Below are 24491 nucleotides of genomic sequence, written 5' to 3' on the forward strand. Positions count from 1 at the left end.
TTGGGTTGTCGAAGATCGTAGAGCCACGCCCTGCGTGGCTGGGCTTCGATCATATCCGCGCAGCCACGCAGGGCGTGGCGCTACGGACCCTGCGTGCCGACCGTGGGTCGGCACCCCGGAATCAATCCAGCACGCGGCAGAACACGGCCTTCAGGTAACGCGATTCCTGCACGTGCGCCATGAACGGATGGTCCGGGCCGGCGCCGGACACCTTCAGGATCTGGATGGTGCGGCCGGAGTAGAACGCCGCGCGGCGCAGCATGTCCAGGAACTGCTCTTCGGACACCAGCCCGGTGCACGAGAACGTGGCGAACAGGCCGCCCGGCTTGACCACGCCCAAAGCCAGCTTGTTCATGTCCAGGTACTTTTTCAGCGCGGTGATCACCTGGTCGCGATCGCGGGTCATCTTGGCCGGATCCAGGATCACCACGTCGAACTGCTCGCCGCGGTTGGCCGCGTCGCGCAGCCACGGGAAGATGTCGGACTGCACGAAGCGCGGGCGCACGTTGTTCAGGCGTGCATTGCCCTTGGCAATGGCGATCACGTCTTCGTCGATGTCGATGCCCAGCACGTCCGAGGCACCGCGCGCGGCGGCATACACCGCGAAGCCACCCGTGTTGCAGCACAGGTCGAGCACCGACTTGCCTTCCACTTCCTGGCTCAGCCACTGCCGGTTCTCACGCTGGTCGGCGAAGAAACCGGTCTTGTGCGCACCGGCCGGGTCGGCGCGGAACTTCACCCCGTACTCGGTAATTACCGCCGCTTCGGTGGTGGTGTTGCCGTGGAAGTCGAAGCTTTCCTGCTTCTGCACGTGTTCGTCGGCGAAGCTGTGGAAGCGACAGCCCGGGAACTGCTCGCGCAGCGCCTCGTAGACCCACTCGCGGTGGCGGAACATGCCCGCGGCGAAGAACTCCACCACCACCAGGTCGCCGTAGCGGTCCACCACCAGGCCGGACAGTCCATCGCCCTCGCTGTGGACCACGCGCCAGGCGTCGGACACCGTGTCCAGCTTCAGGACATCACGGCGCAGCGACACCGCCTGGGCGATCTTCCGCGAGAACCAGCCGGCATCGACGGGGACGCGCTGGTCGGTCTCGAGGATACGCACGGCGATGCGCGAATGACCGTTGTAGAAGCCACGCCCGATCCACTCCCCATCCACGCCGACCACGTCGACGATGGCGCCGGGTTTCGGGCGGACGGCAGGCTTTTCAACCAGCTTCTGGAAAATCCACGGGTGGCTGGAGCGCCAGGCGTTCTTGAGGCGGACTACGGGAGTGGGGACAGTATTCATCTGCCTATTGTAGACGGGCGCCAGCGCCCGGCAGGCCGCCGATTTGACGGCAGCCCATTCAGCCCGCAGAATCGGCGCCAGAAGGGGAGTAGCTCCCAGACGTTGTCGCCGTCAATTCGAGCCCGCAGGCTCCGGTGCAACGGCAGTCCCACCCGGTGGGACTGCGAGCGAGACCTTCGCCGCATGGCGAAGCTCTGTCCCCGGATCCCCTCCGATCCTCCGTTGCAGATCCTCGCCGTCCGGCTTGAGGCATTTCATTCATTCAACGGACAAGACCATGCAGACGATCGGTAATTTGTGGTTGTGGGGCGGCTTCGGCGCGGTGGTGATCATCGCGCTGCTGGTCGATCTGGTATTGATGCGCCACGGCGGGCCACACAAGGTGACCTTCAAGGAGGCCCTGTGGTGGTCGGTCGGCTGGGTCGCACTGGCGCTGGCCTTCAACGGCGGCCTCTGGTACTACCTGAACGAGACCGCCGGCCAGGTGGTGGCCAACAAGGTGGGCCTGGAGTTCCTGACCGGCTACCTGGTCGAGAAGGCCCTGGCGGTGGACAACATCTTCGTGTTCCTGATGATCATGGGCTACTTCGCGGTGCCTGAGGAACAGCGGCAGAAGGTGCTGATCATCGGCATCCTGGGTGCCATCGTGCTGCGAACGATCATGATCTTCGCCGGCAGTGTGCTGCTGACCAAGTTCCATTGGCTGCTCTACGTGTTCGGCGCGTTCCTGCTCTTCACCGGGTGGAAGATGTGGTTCTCCGCCGGCAAGGAGCCGGATCTGGAAGCCAACCCGGCGCTGCGCTGGATGCGCGGGCACCTGCGCCTGCTGCCCGAGTATGTCGGCAATGCCATGAGCGTGATGCGCGATGGCAAGCGCTGGTACACCCCGCTGTTCGTGGTGCTGATCCTGATCGCGGTGACCGACGTGATTTTCGCGGTGGACAGCATCCCGGCCATCTTCGCCATCACCACCGACCCGTTCATCGTGCTCACCTCCAACGTGTTCGCGGTGCTGGGCCTGCGCGCGATGTTCTTCCTGCTGGCCGGCATGGCCGATCGCTTCCACCTGCTGCCGTATGGCCTGGCCCTCGTGCTGGCGTTCATCGGCATCAAGATGATGCTGATCGACATCTTCAAGATCCCCACCCCGATTTCGCTGGGCGTGGTGGCGCTGATCATCGCTACCACCGTGGTGCTGAGCCTGAAGAACCCGCCGAAGACCGGCGAGGCGTAACCCTGATCGCCGCCGGCGGGATTGTCCCGTCGGCGGCACCTCTCTCTCCCGTCGCGTTGCCCTTGTGTTCAGGCTTGCGCGTCGCAATCCCTAGCGTATGAACGCCAATCTGCCCCTGCCTGCCGGCGAGCCGCCGGTTTCTCCCCGCACCGACCGCGGTCGCGTGATGCGGGCGTTCAACCTCAGCCTGGCCTTCGTGCTGGTGCTGGTGGCGGTGTTCACCGCGCAGGACCACTTCGACTGGCGGCCATGGGCCGTCGCTCCGCTGGAATCGGCGGGGCTGCTGGGCATTCTGGGTGCGCCGCTGCTGCATGGCTCGGTGCAGCACCTCGCTGCCAATAGCTTTGCGCTATTGATTCTTGGCACATTGGCAGGAAGCGTCTATCCGAAGGCAACGCTGCGGGCCTTCCCGCTGCTGTGGATCGGCTCGGGCCTGGGCGCCTGGCTGCTCGGCGATATCGGCAGCCGCCACCTCGGCGCCAGCGGCATCACCCACGGCCTGATGTTCCTGGTGTTCGTGCTCGGCCTGCTGCGCCGCGACCGCCCGGCCATTGCCGCCGGCCTGATTGCCTTCCTGTTCTACGGCAGCATGCTGATCACCATCCTGCCGCACGAGCCGGGCGTGTCCTGGCAGTCGCACATGGGCGGCGCATTGGCCGGCATCGTCAGCGCGCTGCTGTTCCGTCTCTCCGACCCGATGGCCCCGCGCAAGCGCTACAGCTGGGAAGAGGAAGACGAGGACGAGCTGGACGTGCAGCGCGACAGCGACCTCGAGCCGCCCTCCCCGCACCGCGTGCCGGTGTTGTGGCAGCCGCGCGAAGGGCAGGATTTCGTCGTGTTGCCGTTCCGCCCGCGGGATTCGGATCCCTCCCGGTAGGCATCGCAAGGAACGGTAATGCCGTTCCTAACGTCGCTTGCGACGGCCCGAAGGGTGCCCGCCAACGGCGGGCATACCGTTGGTCGATGCGCTGCGTGCCGATCGTTTTCCGTACCGACCAACGGTCGGTACCTACCGGCCAGGCGTGGTTTACGGGGTGGCGTCCACTGCTTTGCGACCCAACGCCGGATCATCGGTGAAGAACGCATCGATGCCGGTCGCCAGGTAGGCCCGGATCTCCGCCACCGAGCCGTCCGGATTGCGTGCATTGGCCTCGCCCTTGCGGAACTCGGCGGCCATGAACGGGTTTTCCGGGCGGAAGGTATACGGCATCACGAGCAGGCCGGCGGCATGCGCATCGCGTACCAGCGTGGTCGGCGTGCCGAGGCGACCGGTGGCATCCAGCGGAATCACCATGCGCAGGTTGGGGCCGATGCCATCGGCATAGCCGGCGATCTGGTCCAGCCCGGCCGGGGTGATCATGTCGGCATAGCGCTGGCTGCCCTTGGCCGCCAGCACATCGCCCGGCTGCTGCTTCGGGTCGCCCAGCAGCTGCAGCAGGCGGATGTTGCTGTCGCGTCCCAGCGTGCTGCGCAGGTAGCGCAGGTTGCCCACTTCGAACGACTGGATCGTCACCGGGGCCACGCGGGTATACGGGTTGGCCTGCAGGGTTTTCACCAGCAGGTCTTCCATCGGCAGGCCGATTCCCTTGAAGTAGGTGCCGTGCTTGATCTCCGGCACCAGCCCGATCCCGCGCCCGGCGCGGCCGGCCTGCTGGACCAGGAAGGTGATGATCTCGTCCAGCGTGGCAATGCGGAACTGGCCGTCGAACGCGGTGCTGCGCAGCTGCGGCAGCCGCTCCCGGGCGTACAGCGTTTTCAGCTCGGCCAGGGTGAAGTCTTCGGTGAACCAGCCCTCGACGCGTTCGCCATCGATGGTCTTCGTGGTTTTGCGGTCGGCGAATTCAGGATGCGCGGCCACGTCGGTGGTGCCGCTGATCTCGTTCTCGTGTCGCGACACCAGCGCGCCGTCCTTGGTCATCACCAGGTCCGGTTCGATGTAGTCGGCGCCATCGGCAATGGCCTGGGCGTACGCGGCCAGGGTGTGTTCGGGCAGCAGCGCACTGGCGCCGCGGTGACCGTACACCGCCGCCTTCGACGCGGGAGGAGGGGATTCAGCGCTCATGGCTCCCGATGGTGCCACGGCCAGCGACAACAGCAACGCACAACCCCACGACGACTTCGACACTGCACACCCCTGTTGGTACCGCCCGCCGAATCGGCTGGGCCGGAAAAGACGTGCGGCATTGTGACAGTGCGGTGTTACAGGGGAAAGAATGGTTGTAAATGCAGCCCGCGCGTCACTTCCCGATACAGAAGCTCGAGAAGATCCGCCCCAGCAGGTCATCCGCGCTCATCCGCCCGGTGATCTCCCCCAGCGCCTCATGTGCCAGGCGCAGCTCTTCGGCGGCCAGCTCCAGGTGCTCATGTACCAGCTCGGCTTCGGCGCGCTCGGCATGGCCGATGGCCAGGGTGATCGCTTCCACGTGGCGGGCGCGGGCGGAGAACTCGCCTTCCACGCTGTCGCCGGCACTGCCGCTGGCCAGCTCGCGCAGGCGCGTGTGCAGCCGTTCCAGGCCCTGGCCGGTAGCGGCCGAGACATGCACGACGTTGTCATCGATATCCGCGGGCAGCGTCTCCAGTAGGTCGCTCTTGTTGTGCACCCACAACTGCAGCGGCACCTCGGCAATGGCGTCGGCCACCGCCGCATGCCCGGCCTGCGGCTCCCGCGCATCCAGCACGATGATGGCCAGGTCGGTGCGCTGCATCTCGGCGCGCGCGCGGCGCATGCCCTCGCGTTCGATGGCGTCGCCGCCCTCGCGCAGGCCGGCGGTGTCGACCAGGGTCAGTTCCAGCCCGTCGATACGGATGGTTTCGCGCAGGGTGTCGCGGGTGGTGCCGGCGATGTCGGTGACGATGGCGCGTTCGCTGCCGGCCAGCGCGTTGAGCAGCGAGCTCTTGCCGGCGTTCGGCGGACCCACCAGCACGGCGTGCAGGCCATCGCGCAGGCGGCGGCCGCGTTCGGCGTCGTCGTGCAGCGTCGCCAGCGCCAGCAACACGTCGCCCAGTCCCTGGCGAACCTGGTCGCCGCCTAGGGTGTCGAGCGGTTCGTCGGCGAAGTCGATGGCGGCCTCGACATGGATGCGCAGCCGCACCAGCTGTTCGCCGGTGTCCTCCACGCGGCGTGAGAAGACGCCGTCCAGCGAACGCCGGGCGGCGCGCGCGGCGCGGGTATCGCTGGCGGCGATCAGGTCGGCGATGGCTTCGGCCTGGGCCAGGTCGAGCTTGCCGTTGAGGAAGGCGCGTTCGCTGAACTCGCCGGGCCGCGCCTGCCGCGCACCGAGCGCGATGCAGCGGCTGGCCAGCTGCTGCAGCACGACGGGGCTGCCGTGGCCCTGCAGTTCCACCACGTCTTCGCCGGTAAAGCTGCGTGGACCGGGGAAATACAGCGCGATGCCGTCGTCCAGCACCTCACCGGCGGCATCGCGGAAGCGCGCGTAATGTGCGTGCCGAGGTTGCAGGGCCGGGCAGCCCAGCGCACGCGCGATGCGCAGCGCCTGCGGGCCGGACACGCGCAGCATGCCCACGCCGCCGGCACCAGGCGCGGTGGCGATGGCAACGATGGTGTCGGTGGCGGCGTTCATGGTTTAGAGCTTCTCCAGCTGCGCGCGGGCCTGGGCAGCGCCGCTGCCCTGCGGCTGCAGCGCCAGGTACGTGGTGTAGGCCTGCCTGGCCTTGTTCTTGTCGCCGGCGTGGAAGTAGGCATCGCCCAGGTTGAGGTGGGCCACCGCGCGGGACGGGTCGATCTTCAGCGTGTTTTCCAGCCAGCGCGCCGCTTCAGCGTAACGCTGCTGGCGGTAGTAGACGAAGCCGAGGTTGTTGGCGGCCTGGGCGAAGTCCGGGCGCAGCTTCAACGCCTCGGTGAACTGGGCCACCGCCTCGTCATAGCGCTTCTCGCGGTATAGCAGCAGGCCGCGGTCGTTTGCCTGCTGCGCGCGTTGGCGGTCGGAGGTCGGCACGGCTCCCGGTACCACCAGCGTGCTCTTGCCGCCCTGCAGATCGGCCACGGTCACCGGCGCCTCGCCGGGCGGTTTGGCGTCCTGCGCGGCATCCACCCGGTTGTTGAGCGCGATCGCGTCGGCCGAGAGCTGGCTGGTATCGGCGTTGAGGTATTCCTGGCTGTCGGGCACCTGGAACACGAACTCACCGCCCTGCGAGCCGGGCAGGCTGCCGAATGCCGGGGTCTGCCGCGATACCGCCGACACCGCCGGTGCCACGTAGGCGGCCAGCTCGGTGCCGGTGATCAGGCCGTCGCCATTGAGGTCGCCCTTGCCGGCCAGCGCCTGCAGCAGCACCCAGGTAAATACCGAGTGGCCGTTCGGGCCGCTGTCGGCCACCTGCTGGTCGCTGCCGCCGGCGGTGAGCATCTGCCGCGCGCTGCGCTTGGCGTTCTCGCGCAGGAACGCGGACGACGAGGGGCCGCCGCGGGTCAGGCCGAGGCCGCTGTAGCAGGCGTCCATGATGAACATCACGTGCTTGGCCTGCATGCTTTCGGCGATGTTCTGGATGTCGGTCATCGCAATAGCGTCGGTGGCGAACTCATTCGGGTCCGAATCCACCGGGATGATGTAGCCCAGGTCGCGCCCTGACGCCAGCCGGCGCGTGGCGCCATGGCCGGCGAAGAACACGAACACGCGGTCGTTGCGCCCGGTGCGGTCATCGGCCAGGCGGTCGTGGAAGGCGGCCAGGATGTTGTTGCGGGTGGCCTGTTTGTCCTTCAGCACGATCACCTGCGACGACGGGAACTTGAACTGCCCGGTCAACGTGTCGGCGATGGCCTGCGCATCGTGGCTGGCGTATTCCAGCCGCGGCCACTTGGCGTACTCGTCGATGCCGATCACGATCGCCCACGACTTCTCGTAGCCGGTGGTCACCGTGGCTTCGCTGGCTGCGGCGCTGCGCGGACGGCTGACGGTGAAGTCGCGGCCATTCCAGCCGGCGAACTGGTAGCCATCGGCAATCAGCTGGTCCAGGATCTGCGGCAGGGCCTTCACCGCGCGGTCGTGGATGTCGTGGAACAGGATGATGCCACGCTGCTCCTTCTGCACCTGGCCCAGCACGCGCTGCACGATCGACTCCGGTACCGGGTCGGCCCAGTCCATCGAGTCGATGTTCCACATGATCGACTTCAGGCCCGCCTCGTTGAGCAGCTGCAGGCCTTCGGCGTTGCGCGCGCCGTACGGAAAGCGGAACAGCGGCGCGCGGCGCTTGTCCACGTCCTTCAGCAGCGTGTCGGTGGCCAGCACCTGTTGGCGCAGTGCGTCGCCGGTGGTGCGCGACAACTGCGCGTGGGTCAGGCTGTGGTTGCCCACCGCGTACCCCTGCTCCATCAGGTTGCGGCTGATCCCGGCCATCGGCCCGAGCTTCACGCTGCCATCGGCGTGCACCTCGCCCAGGTTGCGACCGACTTCGAAGAACACCCCCGGCACGTCGTAGCGCTTCAGGATCGCCGCCACTTCGTCGGTATAGGCCTTGTGCGGACCGTCATCGAAGGTGAGCACCACCGTCCTGGGCGGCAGGTCGCGGCCGAAGATTTCGCGCTCGCTGTCCTTCATCGACATGGGGTACGGCTCGATCACCCCGTAGTCGCGCAGGATCGCCTCGCGGCTGTACTGCTTGTGCAGATGCGCCAGGTAGTCCTCCCACTTCTCGCGCTTGAGGGTGATCGCGCGGGTGCGGTCGAAACGGCTGAAGATGCTGGTGATTTCCTGGTTGTAGTTGCGTTCGATCTCATCGAGCGCGTCCAGGTCTTCGCCAATGCGCTGGTGCAGCTTTACCGCCGGCAGCGAGGAGTCCGCGCCGACGCGCTCGTGCAGGTCGCGCAGCACTTCGCGGAACGCCAGGCGGTCGGCGTCGTACAGCTCGGGCGCTGATTCGATGTAGTCCAGCACCGTGCCCAGGGTGGCAAAGCGCTGCGGGCTGCTACCGCGCAGCAGCGTATCGAACTCGGTCGCAATGGCCTGGCGCTGGTCCAGCCCATCGTGGAACAGCTGCTGGCCGATGCGGCTGGAGGTCTCGCGGTCGCGGGCCGACTGCTGTGCCTCATCGGCCAGCAGCACGATGATGCGGCGATGGCCGTCGAGCTGCTTCTGCAGGGCGGTGAGCAGCGGCGCGGCAGCCGGGTCGGCCGAGGCCGCGGCGTCGGCGCTGGCCTGGGTTGGCGTGGCGGTGGCGGTGGGTGCGGCGGGGTCGTCGTTGCCGCAGCTGGCAAGGGCCAGGGTCAGCAGCAGCAGGGACGGCAGGCGGAACAACGACGACGCACGGCGCATGGGGGGCTCGGTGGGTGGTGCGGGTGGGTGTGGGTGGTGCGGGTGGGTGAATGCAGGCGATTGTATCGCCGGCAAAGAAAAACCCGCCGGAGGGCGGGTTTTCTCTTTTGAAAGCCAGACGACCAACGGTCGTCTGCTACCGGTTACTTCTTGGCGGTGGCCGGGATCGGGTCGCTGCCGTGGCGCTTGGTCATCCACCACTGCTGCAGCAGGCCGAGGCCGCCGTTGACCACCCAGTACAGGACCAAGCCGGACGGCATGAAGGCCATCATGACGCCGAAGATCAGCGGCATCATCTGCATCATCTTGGCCTGCATCGGGTCCATGCCCGGTGCCGGGGTCAGCTTCTGCGTGGCCCACATCACCGCCACGTTGATCACCGGCAGGATGAAGTACGGGTCGCGTGCGGTCAGGTCCTGGATCCAGCCCAGCCACGGCGCCTGGCGCAGTTCCACCGATTCCACCAGCACCCAGTACAGCGCGAAGAAGATCGGCATCTGGATGAGGATCGGCAGGCAGCCGCCCATCGGGTTGATCTTCTCTTTCTTGTACAGCTCCATCATCGCGGTCTGGAACTTCTGGCGGTCATCGCCATAGCGTTCCTTGAGCTGTGCGATACGCGGCTGGAAGCGACGCATCTTGGCACCGCTCTTGTACTGCACCGCCGACAGCGGGTAGAGCACCAGCTTCAACAGCACCACCAGGCCCACGATGGCCCAGCCCCAGTTGTTGACGACCTTGTGGACCTGGTTCAGGACCCAGAACAGGCCCTGGCCGATCACGGCCATGATCGAGAAGCGGCTGTAGTCGACCACGCGGTCCAGGCCGGGCACGTCTTCCTTGGCGATCTGGTTGACCAGCTTCGGGCCCACCCACAGACGCGCTTCGCTGCTCACCTGCTGGCCCGGGGCCACGGTGAACGCCGGGCCGGTGGCCTGGATCTGGTCGCGACCGTCATGCTGGGACAGCGAGTAGTTCGCGGCCTGGTCCTTCTGCGGCACCCAGGCGGTGAAGAAGTGGTGCTGCAGCATGGCGATCCAGCCGCCGGTGACCTGCTGGTTCAGCGGGCCATCTTCCAGGTAGTCCTTGAACGCACGGCGCTGATACTTGCCGTCGTTATCGAACCAGGTCGCGCCGTTGAAGCTGAACGAGTCCGGGTTGGTCATGCTGCGCGAGAGGATCGTCGGCGTGCGGTCCAGGGTGCGGTACACGTAACCGCTCCACGGGCTGGTGCCCGCGTTGATGACCTCGTCCTTGACCTTGACCGCGTACTCGTTGCGGTTGACGGTGAAGGTGCGGCGGATGGTCACGCCGTTCGGACCGTTCCAGACGAACGGGATCTGCAGCTCGTCCTGGCCCTTGGCCAGCACGAAGTCCTTGGCGTCACCCACCAGCTTGAAGCCATCGGCTTCCGGCACCGGCACGCTCTTGTCCTGGCTGGTCCAGCCGGTCACTGCGCGGTACGGGTGGGCCGGGTCTTCGGTCAGCAGGCGCACCGGCGCGCTGCCGTCGTCCTTGGTCTGCGGGAACTGCAGCAGCTCGGCGTCGAGCACGTTGCCACCGTCGAGCACCAGGCGCAGCACGTCGGTGGTGACGGTTACCCGCGGCGCACCGGCGCTGGCCTGGGCCGCAGCCTGAACGGCCGGGGCGCTGCCCGGAGCGTGCGGCACGTTGGCGCTGGGCACGGTGCCCGCAGCCCCCGGGACGGTGCCCTGGGTCTGGGCCGCCACCGGCGCGGTCGGGGCCGGCGCGGTCTTGTCGCGCCCCCACTCCATCCACAGCAGGATGGCTACCATCAGCCAGGCAACAATCAGGAAAACGCGGGTCTGGTTCATCAGCGTGCAGGCTCGACGGGGCTGGCAGCAGGTGCCGGCTCGGACTGGGAAAGGGATAGCGGCGGCATTGTGCCGTCCGCGCCCGGCATGGGCAATGCGCCCAGCCGGCGCAACAGGCGTTCAAAGGCCTGGCGGATCTCGGTATTGCTTGCGGTACGGGCGGCGCTGCGGGCTACCACGACATAGTCGCCGGCAGTCATCCACGGCCGTAGGTGGCGTGTGGCGTCGCGCAGCACACGCTTGATACGGTTGCGACCCACGGCTCGGGGGTCGACTTTTCGCGAAACGGCAAGACCCAGCCTGGCCGGCGTGTCGCTCTTCAGCCAGTGCAGGGTCATCAGCGGTTCGGACACACGGCGGGCGCCGTTGAAGACCGTTGTATATTCGGCACGCGTACGAACCCGCGCAGAGCGAGGAAATCGCTTGCGCGGGTCGGAACTGCTCACAGTCAGGATTGCGTCTGCCGCGGGAAGCGGCATTGCAATCAAGCGCTCAGGACTTTACGGCCCTTGGCGCGGCGACGCGACAGGATCTTGCGGCCGTCAGCGGTCTTCATACGGGCACGGAAGCCATGGTCGCGCTTACGCTTGAGGTTGCTGGGTTGGAAAGTGCGCTTGGTGGCCATGCGGGCCTCTATATGAAGGGGACGGAAAGAACCGGAAATTCTATAGACCTACCCCGGGGCGCGTCAAGCCTGTGTCACTACGGGATTTCATCGGCCTGTGCAATAGCTGTGGATCATTTTGTGAATAACTTCGGGACAAGCATTCCCGGACCCCGGCGACGGTGGTAGTCTGCGCCATCCATTCTTTCCCCTTCCGGCCTGCGCCGTGGCGGTTTTTCACGCCTTTGCGCCGGCCCCAGACGATTATTGCCGATGGATGCCTGGTCCCGTTGTCTCGAACGCCTTGAGGCGGAGTTCCCGCCCGAAGATGTTCACACCTGGTTGAAGCCGCTGCAGGCCGATCTGCGCGCGGACAGCCTGGTGCTGTATGCGCCAAATGCCTTCATCGTCGACCAGGTCCGTGCCCTGTACCTGGCCCGGATCAAGGAACTGCTGGCGCATTTCGCCGGGTTTGGCGACGTTTTTCTTGAAATCGGCTCGCGTCCGCGGGCCGTGGAGGCGCAGATCGCGCCGGTTTCGGCCAGCTCGGCGCCTGCCGCCGTGGTCGAACCGCTGGTGCCGTTCGCCGGCAACCTGGATTCGCACTACACCTTCACCAACTTCGTCGAAGGCCGCAGCAACCAGCTGGGCCTGGCCGCGGCGTTCCAGGCGGCGCAGAAACCGGGCGACCGTGCGCACAACCCGCTGCTGTTGTACGGCGGGACCGGCCTGGGCAAGACCCACCTGATGTTCGCCGCCGGCAACGCCATGCGCCAGGCCAACCCGGCCGCCAAGGTGCTGTACCTGCGCTCGGAACAGTTCTTCAGCGCCATGATCCGTGCGTTGCAGGAAAAGACCATGGATCAGTTCAAGCGCCAGTTCCAGCAGGTCGACGCGCTGCTGATCGACGATATCCAGTTCTTCGCCGGCAAGGATCGGACCCAGGAAGAGTTCTTCCACACGTTCAACGCCCTGTTCGACGGCAAGCAGCAGATCATCCTGACCTGCGACCGGTACCCGCGCGAAGTCGAAGGCCTGGAAGCGCGCCTGAAGTCGCGACTGGCCTGGGGCCTATCGGTAGCGATCGAGCCGCCTGACTTCGAGACCCGCGCGGCGATCGTTCTGGCCAAGGCCCGCGAACGTGGCACCGAGATTCCCGACGATGTGGCGTTTCTGATTGCCAAGAAGATGCGCTCCAATGTCCGCGACCTCGAAGGTGCGCTCAATACCCTGACCGCCCGCGCCAATTTCACCGGCCGCGCGATCACCACCGACTTCGCCCAGGAAACCCTGCGCGACCTGCTGCGCGCCCAGCAACAGGCGATCAGCATTCCCAACATCCAGAAGACCGTGGCCGACTACTACGGGCTGCAGATCAAGGATCTGCTGTCCAAGCGCCGGACCCGCTCGCTGGCTCGTCCGCGACAGGTCGCCATGGCCCTGACCAAGGAACTGACCGAGCACAGCCTGCCGGAAATCGGCGATGCCTTTGCCGGTCGCGACCACACCACGGTGCTGCATGCGTGTCGGCAGATCCGGACGCTGATGGAGACCGACGGCAAGCTGCGGGAAGACTGGGACAAGCTGATCCGGAAGTTGAGCGAATGATGCATGCACGCCACCCGCGCGTCATCGCATAAAACGGTGCAAAATCCGGGTGTAAGCGAGGGACATGCTGTGGATAAAAAACCCGTTTGAGTTGGCGGGATTTTTATCCACAGGCTTCCCCACCCCTTGGGGGGTAGTAGTACAGAGGGTTTCGAGGCCATAAAGGCCTTTATTTACAAAGACTTAGCTGAGTTTTTCAGCGATTCTGGCACTACCATCACCACCAAGCTTTTGATTTATTCCACATTTTTTTAAAGCATAGGGGCACGGAACCACATGCGTTTCACACTGCAGCGCGAAGCCTTTCTCAAGCCGTTGGCACAAGTCGTCAACGTGGTCGAACGCCGCCAGACCTTGCCGGTTCTGGCTAATTTCCTGGTCCAGGTCCAGAACGGCCAGCTGTCGCTGACCGGTACCGACCTGGAAGTGGAGATGGTGTCGCGGATCGCGGTGGAAGATGCCCAGGACGGCGAGACCACCATCCCGGCACGCAAGCTGTTCGAGATCATCCGCGCCCTGCCCGATGGCAGCCGGATCACCGTCTCGCAGAGCGGCGACAAGATCACTGTCCAGGCAGGCCGCAGCCGCTTCACCCTGGCTACCCTGCCCGCCAACGACTTCCCGTCGGTGGACGAGGTTGAAGCCACCGAGCGCGTAGCGATCGGCGAAGCGACCTTGAAGGAGCTGATCGAACGCACCGCGTTCGCGATGGCCCAGCAGGACGTGCGCTACTACCTCAACGGCCTGTTGTTCGACCTGCGCGGCGATGCGCTTCGCACCGTGGCGACCGACGGCCACCGACTGGCGCTGTGCGAAACCGACCTGGAAAAGGCCAGTGGCGCGAAGCGTCAGATCATCGTGCCGCGCAAGGGCGTGACCGAGCTGCAGCGTCTGCTGGAAAGCGGTGATCGCGAGATCGAGCTGGAAGTCGGCCGCAGCCACGTGCGCGTCAAGCGCGACGATGTGACCTTCACCTCCAAGCTGATCGACGGTCGCTTCCCGGACTACGAAGCGGTCATCCCGATCGGCGCCGACCGCGAAGTGAAGGTGGATCGCGAAGCGCTGCGTGCATCGCTGCAGCGCGCCGCGATCCTGTCCAACGAGAAGTACCGCGGTATCCGCGTGGAAGTCTCACCGGGCAACCTGAAGATCAGCGCGCACAACCCTGAGCAGGAAGAAGCCCAGGAAGAGATCGAAGCGGATACCACCGTGAGCGATCTGGCCATCGGCTTCAACGTGAACTACCTGCTGGATGCCCTCTCGGCGCTGCGCGACGAACACGTCGTCATCCAGCTGCGTGATTCCAACTCCTCGGCGCTGGTTCGCGAAGCCAGCAGCGAGAAGTCGCGCCACGTGGTCATGCCGCTGCGCCTCTGACCTGTTCCACGTGGAACAGCGTCAAAAAGAACCCGGCCTGGCGCCGGGTTTTTTTATTTCCAGGACGTTCCACGTGGAGCAACGGACCCCGTAGAGCCACGCCCTGCGTGGCTGCTCTCGCACAGGATTCCGCAGCAACCGTCGATGCCTGCAGCGTGCCAGCCAAGCGACTACCGATGTGGTCGACGACGATCCAGATCTGCGTTGATTCAGCCACGCAGGGCGTGGCTCTACGCTGGGCAATCCAGCCTCGTCTGGATTCACTCATGACCTCAGCTTCAGCACCCTGGTCTACAGCTCTATGCTTCTAAAAACTGTATATAAATCTAAAGCTAGGTGGTGGTGGTAGAGCCAGATTTGGTTGAAAAGTACCTTATCCATTTGATTTCAAAAGCTTTATTAGGTCCGAAACCCCCTGTAAAAAGGCCCCTGGGGGTGGGGGTTAGCCTGTGGATATGTTTTCAGGGTCTTCTGGGGGCTTTTTTATCCACAGCCTGCCCAGCACTTGTGCATAAGTCATACAGAGCGGCTGTGGGTAACTCTGCCTGCACAGCCGCGCATGTTTCACGATCTGTGGAACCTGGCACACACATGCCGCGCAGATTTCATGAATCCGCGCCCCCTTCGCCGAGAAGACCCCCGCAGCCTGGTCTGAAAACCCTCAAATTCCTTGAAATCTGCAAGGCACAGGCCCTGCTCGTCTGATGGATTTCAAAGAATTCAGGGGGTAGGCGGAGAGTGCAGGAACGCGATACCGCACCGACCTGCAGCAGGTGAAGGCAGAACCCCAGCCACGCAGGGCGTGGCTCTACAATGGCGGGATGCATATTCGCCGCCTTTCCCTCCACAACGTCCGTCGTTTTGACAACGTGGAACTTGCTCCGCAGCCGGGCATCAATCTGATCACGGGCGACAACGGTGCCGGTAAGACCAGCCTGCTGGAAGCGCTGCATGTGATGGCCTACGGACGCAGTTTCCGCGGGCGGGTCCGCGACGGCCTTGTGCGGCAAGGGTTTGAGGCACTCGAGGTGTTCGTCGAATGGGACGAGCAGCGCGCATTGTCTGAAGCTACTACTCGACGCAAGGCGGGGTTGCGACACAGCGGCCAGGACTGGAAGGGCCGGTTGGATGGCGAAGACGTGGCGCAGCTCGGCAACCTCTGCGCGGCGCTGGCGGTGGTGAGCTTCGAACCCGGTAGCCACGCCCTGGTCAGCGGAGGGGGGGAGCCCCGCCGACGCTTCCTCGACTGGGGCTTGTTCCACGTGGAACCAGACTTCCTCGCGCTTTGGCGTCGCTATTCGAGGGCATTGAAGCAGCGCAACGCCCTGCTCAAGCAAGGCGGCCATTCCCACGCCTTGGACGCGTGGGATCGGGAGCTCGCCGAGGCAGGCGAGCCGCTCACCAGCCGCCGCCAACACTACCTGGACCGGTTGCAGGACAGGGCGATACAGCTTGCGCAGGAACTGGCCCCGAACCTTGAGATCCAGTCGCTCTCGCTCAGCCCGGGCTGGCGGAAGCAGGATGTTTCACTGTCCGATGCGTTGCTGCTGGCCCGCGAGCGTGACCGGTTGGCGGGGTATACCTCGGTAGGCCCGCACCGGGCCGACTGGAGCGTGGGCTTCGCCACCATTCCGGGTCGTGATGCGCTCTCGCGCGGCCAGGCCAAGCTTACTGCCCTCACCTGTCTGCTCGCGCAGGCGGAGGACTACGCGGAACAGCGGGGCGAATGGCCGGTGATCGCGCTGGACGACATCGCCTCGGAGCTCGACCGGACCCACCAGGCACGGGTGCTGGACCGCCTGCGAACAGGCCCGGCACAGATATTCATCACCGCTACCGAGACCCCGGCGGCACTCGAAGGCCGCACCGACATCACCCGGTTCCACGTGGAACATGGGCAGGTTCAGGCTATGCCATAGTGGGGCCAGGGGCAGTAGCCCCCGGCTGGTATAATTGCCGTTGCAACCCCTAATCCATCGGCGCCCCGCCCTGCGGCGGCGGCCCGAACTGCGGAGCCTATGGCAAGCGCGATGACTGAAGAACAGAACACTCCGGCACCCACCGGCAATTACGACGCCAACAGCATCACCGCCCTGGAAGGCCTGGAGGCGGTCCGCAAGCGGCCCGGCATGTACATCGGCGACGTCCATGACGGTACCGGTCTGCACCACATGGTGTTCGAAGTCGTCGACAACTCGATCGACGAAGCGCTGGCCGGCCATGCCGACCACGTTGCGGTGACGATCCACGCCGACGGCTCGGTCTCGGTGTCCGACAACGGTCGCGGCATTCCGACCGGCAAGCATGCGCAGATGAGCCAGAAGCTCGGCCGCGAAGTCTCGGCTGCCGAAGTGGTCATGACCGTGCTGCACGCCGGCGGCAAGTTCGACGACAACAGCTACAAGGTGTCCGGCGGCCTGCATGGCGTCGGCGTCAGCGTGGTCAACGCGCTGTCGCAGAAGCTCACCCTGGACATCTTCCAGAGCGGCTTCCACTTCCACCAGGAATACGCCGATGGCGCGGCCGTCAGCCCGCTGGCCCAGGTGGAAGCCAGCACCAAGCGCGGTACCACCCTGCGCTTCTGGCCGTCGGTGGTCGCGTTCCACGACAACGTCGAGTTCCACTACGAGATCCTGGCGCGCCGCCTGCGCGAACTCTCGTTCCTGAACTCCGGGGTCAAGATCGTCCTGGTGGATGAGCGTGGCGATGGCCGCCGCGACGATTTCCACTACGAAGGCGGCATCCGCAGCTTCGTGGAGCATCTGGCGCAGCTGAAGACCCCGCTGCACCCGAACGTCATCTCGGTCACCGGTGAATCCAACGGCATCACCGTGGACGTGGCGCTGCAGTGGACCGATTCCTACCAGGAAACGATGTACTGCTTCACCAACAACATCCCGCAGAAGGACGGCGGTACCCACCTTGCCGGCTTCCGCGGCGCGCTGACCCGTGTGCTCAACAACTACATCGAGCAGAACGGCATCGCCAAGCAGGCCAAGATCAACCTGACCGGCGATGACATGCGCGAAGGCATGATCGCCGTGCTCTCGGTGAAGGTGCCCGACCCCAGCTTCTCCAGCCAGACCAAGGAAAAGCTGGTCAGCTCGGATGTGCGCCCGGCCGTGGAAAGCGCGTTCGGCCAGCGCCTGGAAGAGTTCCTGCAGGAAAACCCGAACGAAGCCAAGGCCATCGCCGGCAAGATCGTCGATGCCGCCCGTGCCCGCGAAGCCGCGCGCAAGGCGCGCGACCTGACCCGCCGCAAGGGTGCGCTGGATATCGCCGGGCTGCCCGGCAAGCTGGCCGATTGCCAGGAGAAGGACCCGGCGCTGTCCGAACTGTTCATCGTCGAGGGTGACTCGGCAGGTGGCTCGGCCAAGCAGGGCCGCAACCGCAAGAACCAGGCGGTACTGCCGCTGCGCGGCAAGATCCTCAACGTGGAACGCGCGCGCTTCGACCGCATGCTCGCCTCCGACCAGGTCGGTACGCTGATCACCGCGCTGGGTACCGGCATCGGCCGCGACGAGTACAACCCGGACAAGCTGCGTTACCATCGCATCATCATCATGACCGACGCCGACGTCGACGGCGCGCACATCCGCACCCTGCTGCTGACCTTCTTCTACCGGCAGATGCCGGAGCTGATCGAGCGCGGCCACGTCTACATCGGCCTGCCGCCGCTGTACAAGATCAAGCAGGGCAAGCAGGAGCTGTACCTGAAGGACGATCCCGCACTGGACGCCTACCTGGCCAGCAATGCGGTGGAAAATGCTTCACTGATCCCGGCCGAAAACGAGCCGGCGATCGAAGGCGTGGCGCTGGAAAAGCTGCTGCTGGCCTACGCGTCGGCGCAGGAAGCGATCGGCCGCAATGCCCATCGCTACGACCGCCAACTGCTTGAAGCCCTGGTCGACTTCACCCCGATGGACCTGGAGCACCTGCGCAAGGCCGGCGAAAACGAAGGCCTGGCTGCGCTCGCCAAACGCCTCAACCAGGGCAGCCTGGGCTCGCCGCGCTTCAGCCTGGAACTGCAGGAACCCACCGAGCAGCGCCCCGCCGCCGTGCTGGTGACCCGTCGCCACATGGGCGAATCGCTGATCCAGGTGTTGCCGCTGGCCGCGTTCGAAACCGGCGAGCTGCGTGCCCTGCACCAGTCCTCGCTGCTGTTGCACGGTTTGATCCGCGATGGCGCGAAGATCGTGCGCGGTGCCAAGTCTTCGGAAATCTCCGGGTTTGCCGAGGCCCGCAACTGGCTGCTGGACGAAGCCAAGAAGGGCCGCCAGATCCAGCGCTTCAAGGGCCTGGGTGAAATGAACCCGGAGCAGCTCTGGGACACCACGGTGAACCCCGATACGCGCCGCCTGCTGCAGGTGCGCATCGAAGACGCGGTGGCCGCCGACCAGATCTTCAGCACCCTGATGGGCGATGTGGTCGAACCGCGCCGCGACTTCATCGAAGACAACGCGCTGCGGGTCGCCAACCTGGATATCTGACACAATCGGCTCAGGGCCGGCCGGTTGCGACCTGCAACCGGCCCGGCCGCCGCCTCTTGCTGCCAGGAACCCGATGTCCGCTACCGCCCCGGCGTCCACGACGCCTCCGCTGCCTCCCGCCCTGCCGAAGGCGCCCCAACGGAAGCCTGGATCCCCGATCGCGGGGTTCCTGATCGATCTCGGTATCGCCACCCTCACCCTGCTCGGGCTCAGCATGGCCAGCGGCCTGCTCTGGGGCATGTACCGCGCGGTGATCGTGGTGCGCGAAACCGGCGTACAACCGGCCGAAGCATTGGCGCAGCAGGTCGGCCAACCCGGCGCACTCGCGCAGATCCTGATGGCCCTGTTCGCCACCGGCGGCGCGGCGGTGTTCCTGTGTTTCCTGCGCCGGCGCGCCGACGCCAGCGAACGCAGCGCCTCGTGGCAGGCTGCACGGCGACCGTCCACCTGGGGCTGGACCCTGCTGGTGGCGGCCGCGGTGGTGATCGGCAGCAACGGCATCGCCTGGCTGGCCCGGCAGGCCGGGATCGAACCGGTGCCCACCAACCTGGCGCTGATGGAACAGGCCTTGGCACGCTTCCCCTGGTTCCTGGCCCTGTTCGCCATCGTGCTGGCCCCGGCCTATGAAGAACTGCTGTTCCGCCGCGTGCTGTTCGGGCGCCTGTGGCAGGCCGGTCGACCCTGGCTGGGCATGCTGCTCAGCAGTCTGGCGTTCGCGCTGGTCCACGAAGTGCCGGGCACCAGCGAGAACGGTCCGTGGGAGATCGCCCAGCTGTGGCTGGTCTACGGCGGCATGGGCGCGGCGTTCGCCTGGTTGTACCAGCGCACCGGCACCCTGTGGGCGCCGATCGTCGCGCACGCACTGAACAACGCCATCGCGCTGGCGGCCCTGGTTTTCCTGGGGCTGCACTGAGTGTTTGCCGGCTTGACGAAACCTTACGTCCGTTCGGCCAAACTGCTGACATGAACACGGGAGTCCCCGCCTTGAAACCCTTGCTGCTCGGACTTGTCATCACCCTGATGGTCAGTGCCTGCGCCACCACCACCTCGCCCACCGGGCGGCGCCAGATGGTGGGCGGCGTGTCGCAGGCCGAACTGGACCAGCTGGGCGCGAAGGCGTTCGCCGAAACCAGGCAGAAAGAAAAAATCAGCACCGACGGGCGCCAGAACGGGTACGTGCACTGCGTGGTCAACGCGTTGGTCGCGCAGTTGCCTTCTCAGTACCGTGGCGTACGGTGGGAAACGGCGGTATTCGTCGACCCCGAACCGAATGCCTTCGCGCTGCCCGGCGGCAAGGTCGGCGTCAACACCGGCATCTTCACCGTCGCCAAAAACCAGGACCAGCTGGCCGCAGTGATCGGCCATGAGATCGGCCATGTCATCTCCCGCCACCACGAAGAACGGCTCACCCGCCAGATGGGCGCGCAGACCGGTCTGGCCGTGCTTGGCGCGCTCGCCGGCGCGGCTTACGGCGACGGTGCAGCCAGTACGGTGAACCAGCTCGGCGGCGCCGGTGCCCAGGCCGCCTTCCTGCTGCCCGGCTCGCGCACCCAGGAAAGCGAGGCCGACGTGGTCGGCCAGCGCCTGATGGCCGAGGCAGGGTTCGACCCGGCCCAGGCGGTCAACCTGTGGCAGAACATGATGGCCGCCAGTGCCGGGCGCTCGCCGCAATGGTTGTCCACCCACCCTGATCCAGCGAATCGCATCCGCGAGCTGCAGCGCGACGCGCCGTCGCTGAGCGGTGTTTTCCAGCAGGCCCAGGCCTCAGGGCGGCGCCCGAAGTGCGGCTGATTCGACTAAAGGATGCTGTGCTGCAGCATCGGAAACGATTTCTCACGTCAGCGGTTTCTGATACGTTTGGCGGCTCAGATTTTTCTGACAGTCCGATTTGATGCCGCCACGGCGGTTTGACCGAGGTGAAAGATGATTTTCAGCAACCACAAGCAAGCCGTGCTTACCGTCCTCATCGCGACCGCCCTCGGTGGCGCCGTGGTCACTGACGCCGTCGCCCAGTCCCGTTCTTCCGACCGCAGCGGCAGCGAACGCCGTGGTGGCAAGAAGGACGAAGCCAAGGCGGAAGCGCTGTACCCCCAGGCGACCCGCCAAGAGCCGAGCGCCAAGTCCTCGCCGAAGCTGGGCAAGCAGCTGCAGAAACTGATTGACAGCTACAACGACCAGAAGTTCCCGGAGACGCTGGCTTCGGCCAATGAAATCCTGGCCAACAGCGCTGCCAATGCCTACGACAAGTCGCTGGCTGCGCAGCTCGCCTCGCAGGCCGCGTACCAGACTGATGACACCGCTGCGGCCAAGAAGTACCTGCAGCAGGTGCTGGAATTCAACGGCCTGGACAACAACGGCCACTTCCAGTCGATGCTGATGCTCGGCCAGCTGCAGATCCAGGACGACGAAACCGCGGCTGGCCTGGCCACGCTGGACAAGTATTTCGCCGAATCCAAGTCGACCAAGCCGGAAGAGCTGATCATCAAGGGCCAGGCCCTGTACCAGCTTGAGCGTTACCAGGAAGCCATTCCGGTGATCAAGGCCGCCATCGCCGGCAGCGACGCGCCGAAGGACAGCTGGAACCAGCTGCTGATGGGCGCCATGGCCGAAGCCGGCCAGACCGGTGAAGCGGTCAAGGAAGCCGAAGCACTGGCCGCCAAGAACCCGAGCGACAAGAAGGCCCAGATGAACCTGGCCAGCATGTACCTGCAGGCCGACCAGATGGACAAGGCCGCGACGGTGATGGACAAACTGGTTGCCGCCGGCCAGCTGACCGACGAGCGCGAGTACAAGCAGGCCTATTCGATCTACGCCAACGCCGAGAACAACGAACAGAAAGTCATCTCGGTGATCAACGACGGCCTGCAGAAGGGCGTCCTGAAGCCGGATTACCAGGTTTACCTGGCCCTGGCGCAGGCGTACTACTACTCCGAGCCGCAGCAGGTGGAGAAGGCGATCGACGCGTGGCAGAAGGCTGCCCCGCTTTCCAAGGACGGTGAAACCTACTTGAATCTGGCACGCGTCTTGCATTCTGAAGGCCGTGTTCCGGAAGCCAAGGCGGCTGCCCAGCAGGCGTTGGCCAAGGGTGTGAAGAACCAGGCAGATGCCAAGAAAATCATCAACCTGAAGTAAGTAGGAATAACGCCTGAATGCCTGCGCCAGTGATGCGCAGGCGCTCAGGATTGGTATAAGCTTGGAGGTTCCTGCGGTGTCATGCACCGCTGATCATGGGTCCCGGTCCCCGGGTACCCGGCCCCACTAATGAGCTCTTGGCGCATGACGGAACAACTAGTCGTTCACAGGTACGAACAACGCGATGACACCGGCCTCAGCTGGCCGCGCATCGTGGGTATCGCCTTTGTAATCGCATTGCATCTCGCCGCCTTCATGATGCTTCTGATTCCCGCCGTGGCCCCGAAGGCCGTTGCGGAAAAGGAACGCAACGTGATGGTGACCCTGGTCGACGCTCCGCCGCCGCCCCCACCGCCGCCGCCGCCGCCGCCGCCGACCGAAACGCCGCCGCCGCCGGTGAAGAATCTGTCGCCGCCGAAGCCGTCGCCGGTTCCGCCGCCGCCGCAGGCGCCGGTGATCGACGTGCCGGAGCCGCGCCCGAACGACATCGTCACGCCTCCGAGCCCGCCGAGTCCGCCGCAGCCGCCGAGCTCCATCGAGGCCAGCGTCGATATCTCGTCGAAAGCCATGAATCCCCCGCGTTACCCGCCGGCCGCATTCCGCGCAGGTATCCAGGGTGAAGTCATCCTGATCATTGATGTCGATGCCAATGGCAACGTCACCAATGTGACGGTCGAAAAGTCCAGCCGTAACCGCGATCTGGACCGCGCCGCGATGGAAGCCGCCCGTAAGTGGCGCTTCAATGCAGCCGAATCGGGCGGGAAGAAAGCTGCAGGTCGCGTCCGCGTCCCGGTCAACTTTGCGCTGAATTGACCGGTCGGGTGGCCGTTGGCCACCCACCAGTCACTTGAACCCAGCTACAACATTCATCACCACACACAACAAAGGTAAGCGTCATGCTGCAGGAACTCTTCATCGCCGCTGCTGCCGGGGGCAACCCGTCGAATGCCCTCTCGCAGATGGGCTTCGAGCATCTGATCCACGAAATGACCTCCAAGCCGGGCGATTTCGCCGTCTCCTGGGTCGTGCTTCTGACCCTGGTGATCATGTCGGCCATGTCCTGGTACTGGACCGTCATCAACATCTTCCGCGCTACCCGTCTGAAGAGCGCTGCCGACAAGGTCGTGAGCCTGTTCTGGGATACCCCGAACGCCCAGGACGCCATCCGTGCGATGGAAGAGCAGCCGGCTTCCGAGCCGTTCTCGAAGATCGCCCTGGACGCTGCCCAGGCAGCTGCCCACCACCAGCGCGCTGAAGGCGGTGCCACCGGTGGCCTGGGTGAAAACCTGAGCCGTTCGGAGTTCGTCGACCGCGCCCTGCGCCAGGCCGTGACCCGCGAAAGCAACAACCTGCAGTCGGGCATGACCCTGCTGGCCACCGTCGGCGCAACCGCTCCGTTCGTCGGTCTGCTCGGCACCGTGTGGGGCATCTACGGCGCGCTGATCAAGATCGGTGCAACCGGTTCGGCCTCCATCGACGCCGTTGCCGGCCCGGTGGGTGAAGCCCTGATCATGACCGCGATCGGTCTGTTCGTGGCTATCCCGGCCGTGTTCGCCTTCAACTTCTTCAGCAAGATCAACAGCGCCACGATCAGCAAGTTCGATACGTTCGCTCACGACCTGCACGACTTCTTCGCCACCGGTTCGCGCGTCCGCTAATTGCGACGCGCTGTACCCAGCGAGAACGTAGTCAACACGATCTAGACGGAGCCCGTTATGGCTTTCAGTAGTGGTAACAGCGGCGGCCCCATGGCCGACATCAACGTTACGCCCCTCGTGGACGTGATGCTGGTGCTGCTGATCATCTTCATCATCACGGCGCCCCTGATGTCCCACAAGGTCAAGGTCGACCTGCCCGAGGCCAACCTGGTGCAGAAGCCGGAAGAAGCCGCCGATCGCAAGGGTCCCATCACCCTGGCGGTGAAGGAAGACGGCTCGATCTTCTGGAACGACGAAGAGATCGACAAGCAGACTCTCGAGTCGCGCCTGGCGACCGCCGCCCAGCAGACCCCCCAGCCGCCGCTCAACCTGCGTGGTGACCGCACCACCAAGATGCGTGTCATCAACGAGATGACCAAGATCGCGCAGGAGCAGGGCATGCTCGACGTTGGCTTCGTGGCCACCAAAGAGAAGGGGCAGTAAGCCATGGCATTCAGTTCTGGTGGTGGCAAGGGCCCCATGGCAGACATCAACGTTACGCCCCTCGTGGACGTGATGCTGGTGCTGTTGATCATCTTCATCGTTACCGCGCCGATCATGACCTACCCGATCGCCGTGGACCTGCCGCAGCGCGTGCTCAACCCACCGCCGCAGCTGGTCGAGCCGCCGCCGCCGGTCGAGCTGCGGGTGGACGCCAGCAACCAGGTGTTCTGGAACAACAGCCCGGTTGCAGTGGGCGAACTCCAGCAGCGGATGGAGCAGGAAGTGCAGCGTGACCCGACCAACCAGCCCGAGCTGCGCATCGACGCCAGCCCGGACTCCGAGTACGACGTGATGGCCAAGATCCTGGCCGCCGCGAAGAACGCGCAGATGAAGAAGATCGGGTTCCAGCAGCAGCAGTAATACGCAACACCAAGTCATGACGCGACTGGAAAGCGCCCCTGGAAACAGGGGCGCTTTTTTTTCATCCACGCACCGGACGCGCTTGTCCGG

20 protein-coding genes are annotated in these 24491 nt (G+C 65.2%); 13 read left to right on the forward strand and 7 right to left on the reverse strand.

What is annotated here, in order from left to right; translation table 11 throughout:
* Window positions 1-121: 121 nt before the first annotated feature.
* Window positions 122-1294 carry a class I SAM-dependent rRNA methyltransferase gene (locus FSZ13_RS13200; RefSeq protein WP_145480451.1) on the reverse strand — a complete coding sequence of 391 codons (1173 nt, stop codon included), beginning with the start codon at window positions 1292-1294 and terminating at the stop codon, window positions 122-124.
* A 277-nt stretch (window positions 1295-1571) separates the two neighbouring features.
* On the opposite strand from FSZ13_RS13200, the gene FSZ13_RS13205 reads away from it, so the two are divergent.
* The gene (locus FSZ13_RS13205) at window positions 1572-2528 is read left to right on the forward strand and encodes a TerC family protein (protein WP_145480453.1); all 957 of its coding nucleotides are present in this window, start codon (window positions 1572-1574) and stop codon (window positions 2526-2528) included.
* Between the two features lie 97 nt (window positions 2529-2625).
* Complete coding sequence (locus FSZ13_RS13210; protein ID WP_145480455.1) at window positions 2626-3405, forward strand: rhomboid family intramembrane serine protease; 780 nt, start codon at window positions 2626-2628, stop codon at window positions 3403-3405.
* A 150-nt stretch (window positions 3406-3555) separates the two neighbouring features.
* Here the strand turns inward: FSZ13_RS13210 and FSZ13_RS13215 are convergent, their stop codons facing one another.
* From FSZ13_RS13215 to rpmH, 6 genes are all read right to left on the reverse strand, one after another.
* Window positions 3556-4590, reverse strand: coding sequence for a glycerophosphodiester phosphodiesterase (locus FSZ13_RS13215; protein WP_145480457.1), 1035 nt, complete (start codon window positions 4588-4590; stop codon window positions 3556-3558).
* A 175-nt stretch (window positions 4591-4765) separates the two neighbouring features.
* Entirely contained in the window at window positions 4766-6109 is a 1344-nt protein-coding gene (mnmE, locus tag FSZ13_RS13220; RefSeq protein ID WP_145480459.1) for a tRNA uridine-5-carboxymethylaminomethyl(34) synthesis GTPase MnmE, read from the reverse strand.
* A 3-nt stretch (window positions 6110-6112) separates the two neighbouring features.
* Complete coding sequence (locus tag FSZ13_RS13225) at window positions 6113-8794, reverse strand: polysaccharide deacetylase family protein (protein ID WP_145480461.1); 2682 nt, start codon at window positions 8792-8794, stop codon at window positions 6113-6115.
* Between the two features lie 143 nt (window positions 8795-8937).
* Complete coding sequence (gene yidC, locus FSZ13_RS13230; RefSeq protein WP_145480462.1) at window positions 8938-10629, reverse strand: membrane protein insertase YidC; 1692 nt, start codon at window positions 10627-10629, stop codon at window positions 8938-8940.
* Window positions 10629-11108, reverse strand: coding sequence for a ribonuclease P protein component (gene rnpA / locus FSZ13_RS13235; protein WP_145480464.1), 480 nt, complete (start codon window positions 11106-11108; stop codon window positions 10629-10631). The genes yidC and rnpA overlap by 1 nt, the downstream gene beginning before the upstream one ends.
* A gap of 5 nt (window positions 11109-11113) precedes the next feature.
* On the reverse strand, window positions 11114-11254 hold the full coding sequence (gene rpmH, locus FSZ13_RS13240) for a 50S ribosomal protein L34 (protein WP_006404565.1): 141 nt from the start codon (window positions 11252-11254) through the stop codon (window positions 11114-11116).
* Between the two features lie 252 nt (window positions 11255-11506).
* Here rpmH and dnaA point away from each other — a divergent pair, with 252 nt between their 5' ends.
* The 11 genes from dnaA (at window position 11507) to FSZ13_RS13295 (ending at window position 24401) form a co-directional block, all read left to right on the forward strand.
* Window positions 11507-12841 carry a chromosomal replication initiator protein DnaA gene (gene dnaA / locus FSZ13_RS13245; RefSeq protein ID WP_145480466.1) on the forward strand — a complete coding sequence of 445 codons (1335 nt, stop codon included), beginning with the start codon at window positions 11507-11509 and terminating at the stop codon, window positions 12839-12841.
* 276 nt (window positions 12842-13117) lie between these two features.
* A complete protein-coding gene (gene dnaN, locus FSZ13_RS13250) occupies window positions 13118-14218 on the forward strand; it encodes a DNA polymerase III subunit beta (protein ID WP_070208036.1) in 1101 nt (366 codons plus the stop codon).
* A gap of 821 nt (window positions 14219-15039) precedes the next feature.
* Window positions 15040-16137: a DNA replication/repair protein RecF gene (recF, locus tag FSZ13_RS13255; protein WP_145480468.1), complete on the forward strand. Its 1098-nt coding sequence runs from the start codon at window positions 15040-15042 to the stop codon at window positions 16135-16137.
* A 111-nt stretch (window positions 16138-16248) separates the two neighbouring features.
* Window positions 16249-18708 carry a DNA topoisomerase (ATP-hydrolyzing) subunit B gene (gene gyrB / locus FSZ13_RS13260; RefSeq protein ID WP_145480470.1) on the forward strand — a complete coding sequence of 820 codons (2460 nt, stop codon included), beginning with the start codon at window positions 16249-16251 and terminating at the stop codon, window positions 18706-18708.
* Between the two features lie 73 nt (window positions 18709-18781).
* The gene (locus FSZ13_RS13265) at window positions 18782-19621 is read left to right on the forward strand and encodes a CPBP family intramembrane glutamic endopeptidase (protein WP_145480472.1); all 840 of its coding nucleotides are present in this window, start codon (window positions 18782-18784) and stop codon (window positions 19619-19621) included.
* 71 nt (window positions 19622-19692) lie between these two features.
* Window positions 19693-20499, forward strand: coding sequence for a M48 family metallopeptidase (locus tag FSZ13_RS13270; RefSeq protein WP_429000001.1), 807 nt, complete (start codon window positions 19693-19695; stop codon window positions 20497-20499).
* 132 nt (window positions 20500-20631) lie between these two features.
* Window positions 20632-21840, forward strand: a complete 1209-nt coding sequence (locus FSZ13_RS13275) for a tetratricopeptide repeat protein (RefSeq protein ID WP_145480474.1) — start codon at window positions 20632-20634, stop codon at window positions 21838-21840.
* Window positions 21841-21984: 144 nt separating this feature from the next.
* Window positions 21985-22653 carry an energy transducer TonB gene (locus FSZ13_RS13280; RefSeq protein ID WP_145480476.1) on the forward strand — a complete coding sequence of 223 codons (669 nt, stop codon included), beginning with the start codon at window positions 21985-21987 and terminating at the stop codon, window positions 22651-22653.
* Window positions 22654-22736: 83 nt separating this feature from the next.
* A complete protein-coding gene (gene exbB / locus FSZ13_RS13285) occupies window positions 22737-23498 on the forward strand; it encodes a TonB-system energizer ExbB (RefSeq protein ID WP_068848033.1) in 762 nt (253 codons plus the stop codon).
* 57 nt (window positions 23499-23555) lie between these two features.
* Window positions 23556-23981: an ExbD/TolR family protein gene (locus tag FSZ13_RS13290; RefSeq protein WP_145480478.1), complete on the forward strand. Its 426-nt coding sequence runs from the start codon at window positions 23556-23558 to the stop codon at window positions 23979-23981.
* A 3-nt stretch (window positions 23982-23984) separates the two neighbouring features.
* Window positions 23985-24401 (forward strand): ExbD/TolR family protein, encoded by a 417-nt coding sequence (locus FSZ13_RS13295; protein WP_145480480.1) that lies wholly within the window; start codon window positions 23985-23987, stop codon window positions 24399-24401.
* The last annotated feature ends 90 nt before the right edge of the window (window positions 24402-24491 follow it).

Source organism: Stenotrophomonas rhizophila (genome assembly GCF_007667275.1).
Classification (GTDB): Bacteria; Pseudomonadota; Gammaproteobacteria; order Xanthomonadales; family Xanthomonadaceae; genus Stenotrophomonas; species Stenotrophomonas maltophilia_AE.